The 3,631-nt window shown below is 71.3% G+C and carries 3 protein-coding genes; 2 read left to right on the forward strand and 1 reads right to left on the reverse strand.

Features of this window, described 5'->3' with window-relative positions; translation table 11 throughout:
- Positions 1–718, reverse strand: a 718-nt coding sequence (locus K6I34_RS33645) for a 1-acyl-sn-glycerol-3-phosphate acyltransferase (RefSeq protein WP_229331835.1), incomplete at its 3' end; no start/stop codon positions are given.
- Positions 719–1,026: 308 nt separating this feature from the next.
- Here K6I34_RS33645 and K6I34_RS33650 point away from each other — a divergent pair.
- A complete protein-coding gene (locus tag K6I34_RS33650; protein WP_229331836.1) occupies positions 1,027–3,048 on the forward strand; it encodes an NADPH-dependent 2,4-dienoyl-CoA reductase in 2,022 nt (673 codons plus the stop codon).
- A 21-nt stretch (positions 3,049–3,069) separates the two neighbouring features.
- On the forward strand, positions 3,070–3,597 hold the full coding sequence (locus K6I34_RS33655) for a PadR family transcriptional regulator (protein ID WP_229331837.1): 528 nt from the start codon (positions 3,070–3,072) through the stop codon (positions 3,595–3,597).
- Positions 3,598–3,631: the final 34 nt, after the last annotated feature.

Raw genomic sequence — 3,631 nt, forward strand, 5'->3', positions numbered from 1 at the left:
GGCCGGGCGTCGGGGCCGGGGGACCGGCCTGCGGAGGCACGGCCTTGAGGGCCGCCCTGGCGTCGGTCGCGTACGTGTCCACGTACTCCTGCTCCGACAGCTTGAGGATCGCGTACATGATCTCGTCCGTCACGGCCCGCAGCACGGCACGCTGGTCCTGCATCCCCGCGTAGCGGGAGAAGTCCAGCGGCTCCCCGAAGCGGATCGTGATGGGCACGAGGCGCGGCAGACGGCGTCCGGTCGGCTGGGCCTCGAACGTGCCGATCATCGCGCAGGGGATCACGGGAGCCCCCGACTGGAGCGCCATGGCGGCGACGCCGACGCGGCCCTTGTAGAGCCGCCCGTCGTGCGAGCGGGTGCCCTCCGGGTAGATGCCCAGCAACCCGCCCTGGTTCAGCACCTCCAGACCCGTGTCGACGGCCGCCTGCGCCGCCTCCTTGCCCGACCGGTCCACGGGGATCGCCCCGACCCCGCGGAAGAACGCGGCCGAGAGGCGGCCCCTGAGGCCCCGCCCCGTGAAGTACTCCTGCTTCGCCAGGAAGGAAATCCGGCGCTTCACCATGGTGGGCATCATGAAGTGATCCGAGAACGACAGATGGTTCCCCGCGATGATCGCCGCCCCTGTCTCCGGCAGATGCTCCATCCCCTCCACCCGCGGCCGGAACAGCCACCGCAGGAGCGGTATCAGGACCACGCACCTGAAAGCGAAGTAGAACATGTTCAGTGAGCTCCCTGGCAGCACGACTGCCCCCCGCGCCGAGGCACGCTAGCCGCCCGGCCGGGATCATGGGGAGAGGGGGAAATGAGCCAGGGGCGACGAACCGGCCGCGATCAGTTATGCAACTAGTTGCACAAACTCGTACCGGACAGTAACCTCGCGAGTGGGGGCGCCCATAAGGGGCGCGGGGAACTGCGCGAGCAACCCCCACCGGGCCCGAGGCCGCGCGCGGAGCGCAAGTGGCACCCCAGTAGGCGCCCCGAAACGGCGCGTCGCACAGCCGCACCGCGAAGCGAAGGAGCACCGCAGTGAGTCCCTACCCGCACCTCCTCAGCCCGCTCGACCTCGGGTTCACGACCCTCCCGAACCGCGTGGTCATGGGATCGATGCACGTCGGCCTCGAAGAGGCGGAGAACGGATTCGAGCGGATGGCGGCCTTCTACGCCGAGCGGGCGCGGGGCGGTGTCGGCCTGATGGTTACTGGCGGTATCGCCCCCAACGAGGTGGGGCGCCCCTGGGCGGGCGGCGCCGCGCTCACCACCGAGGCCGAGGCCGACCGGCACCGGACGGTGACGGACGCCGTCCACCGCGAGGGTGGCCGGATCGCCCTGCAGCTGCTGCACTTCGGCCGGTATGCACACCACACGGATCTCGTGGCGCCCAGCGCGCTCCAGGCGCCCATCTCCCCGTACGTCCCACGCGCCCTCACCGACGAGGAAGTCGAGGAGACCGTCGAGGACTTCGTACGGGCCGCCGCCCTCGCGCGGTACGCGGGCTACGACGGCGTCGAGATCATGGGATCCGAGGGCTATCTCGTCAACGAATTCGTCGCCCCGGCCACCAACCACCGCACCGACCGCTGGGGCGGCTCCTTCGAGAACCGCGTCCGCTTCCCCGTCGAGATCGTCCGCCGCGTGCGCGAGCGCGTCGGCCCGGACTTCGTCCTGATCTACCGGCTCTCGATGCTCGACCTCGTCCCCGGCGGCTCTTCCCTGGCCGAAGTGGTCGCCCTCGCCCGGGAGATCGAGGCCGTGGGCGCCACCCTGATCAACACCGGTATCGGCTGGCACGAGGCCCGCATCCCCACCATCGCCACCTCGGTGCCGCGCGGCGCCTACGCCTGGGTCACGAAGAAGCTCATGGGCACGGTCTCGATACCCCTGATCACCACCAACCGCATCAACACCCCCGAGAAGGCCGAGCAGCTCCTCGCCGACGGCTACGCGGACATGGTGTCGATGGCGCGGCCCTTCCTCGCCGACCCCGACTTCGTCCGCAAGGCGGGCGAGGGACAGGCCGAGACCATCAACACGTGCATCGGCTGCAACCAGGCCTGCCTCGACCACACCTTCAGCGGCAGGATCACCTCCTGCCTCGTCAACCCCCGGGCCTGCCACGAGACCGAGCTCGTGCTCGGCCCCACCCGGCGGCGCAAGCGCCTCGCCGTCGTCGGCGCGGGCCCGGCGGGCCTCGCCTGCGCCGTGACCGCCGCCGGGCGCGGCCACGCGGTCACCCTCTACGAGGCGGCCGACCGCATCGGCGGACAGCTCAACATCGCCAACAAGGTGCCGGGCAAGGAGGAGTTCGACGAGACCCTGCGCTACTACCGGGTCCAGCTCGAACGCCACGGCGTCGACGTCCGGCTCGGCACCTCCGTGACCGCCGGGACCTTCGCCTCCGGCGCGTACGACGAGATCGTCGTCGCCACCGGGGTCACACCCCGCACCCCCGACATCGCGGGCATCGACCACCCCAGTGTCATCGGCTACCTCGACGTCCTCCGGGACGGCGCCGAGGCCGGGCGGCGCGTCGCCGTCATCGGCGCGGGCGGCATCGGCTTCGACGTCGCCGCGTACCTCACCGACCCGGGCGACGCCGCGAGCCAGGACCCCGAGGCGTACTTCCGCGCCTGGGGCGTCGACACCGACTACCGCACGCCCGGCGGGCTCCGCGCGCCGGAACGGCCCGCCCCGCCGCGCACCGTCCACCTCCTCCAGCGCGGCACCACCAAGGTCGGCGCGGGCCTGGGCAAGACCACCGGCTGGATCCACCGCACCGAACTCAGGCACCGGGGCGTCACCATGACCGCCGGGGTGACATACGAGCGGATCGACGACGACGGCCTGCACTGCACCGTCGACGGCGCCCCCACGACCCTCCCCGTCGACACCGTCGTCATCTGCGCGGGCCAGGAACCGCGCCGGGACCTCTACGAGGAGCTGTGCGCCGCCGGACACACCGTCCACCTCATCGGCGGCGCCGAGACCGCCGCCGAACTCGACGCCAAGCGGGCGGTACGCCAGGGCACGGAACTGGCCGCCTCCCTCTGACGCGTGATTAGGATGGCGGTCATGTCCCTGCCGCACGCCATCCTCACCGCGCTCCTGGAGAAGCCGTCGTCGGGGCTGGAACTGACCCGGCGCTTCGACAAGTCGATCGGCTACTTTTGGTCGGCCGCGCACCAGCAGATCTACCGCGAGCTCGGCAGGCTGGAGGAGAAGGGCCTCATCCGCGCCCTGCCGGCCGCGCAGTCGGCCCGCGGCCAGAAGAAGGAGTACGAGGTCCTCCCCGCGGGCCGCGCGGCACTCACGGAATGGGTGACCCTCGCGGAGGACCCCCGCCCCGTGCGCGACCCCCTCCTGCTCCGCGTACGCGCCGCGGGCGTCGTCGGAGCGGCCGGCCTCACGACGGAGCTGCGGCGGCATCTCTCCCTCCACCAGCAGCAATTGACGGAATACGAGACGATCGAGAAACGCGACTTCCCGACCCCGCCACGCACCGAGGAGGACCGCCTCCGTCACTTGGTCCTGCGGGGCGGCATCGAACTGGAAACGTTCTGGATCAGCTGGCTGAAGGAAGCGCTGACGCAACTCGCGTAACCCAGGCCGGGGGCTCCGCCCCCGGCCTGGGTTA

It is taken from the genome of Streptomyces sp. UNOC14_S4 (genome assembly GCF_020740835.1).
In the GTDB taxonomy this organism is placed as follows: Bacteria; Actinomycetota; Actinomycetes; order Streptomycetales; family Streptomycetaceae; genus Streptomyces.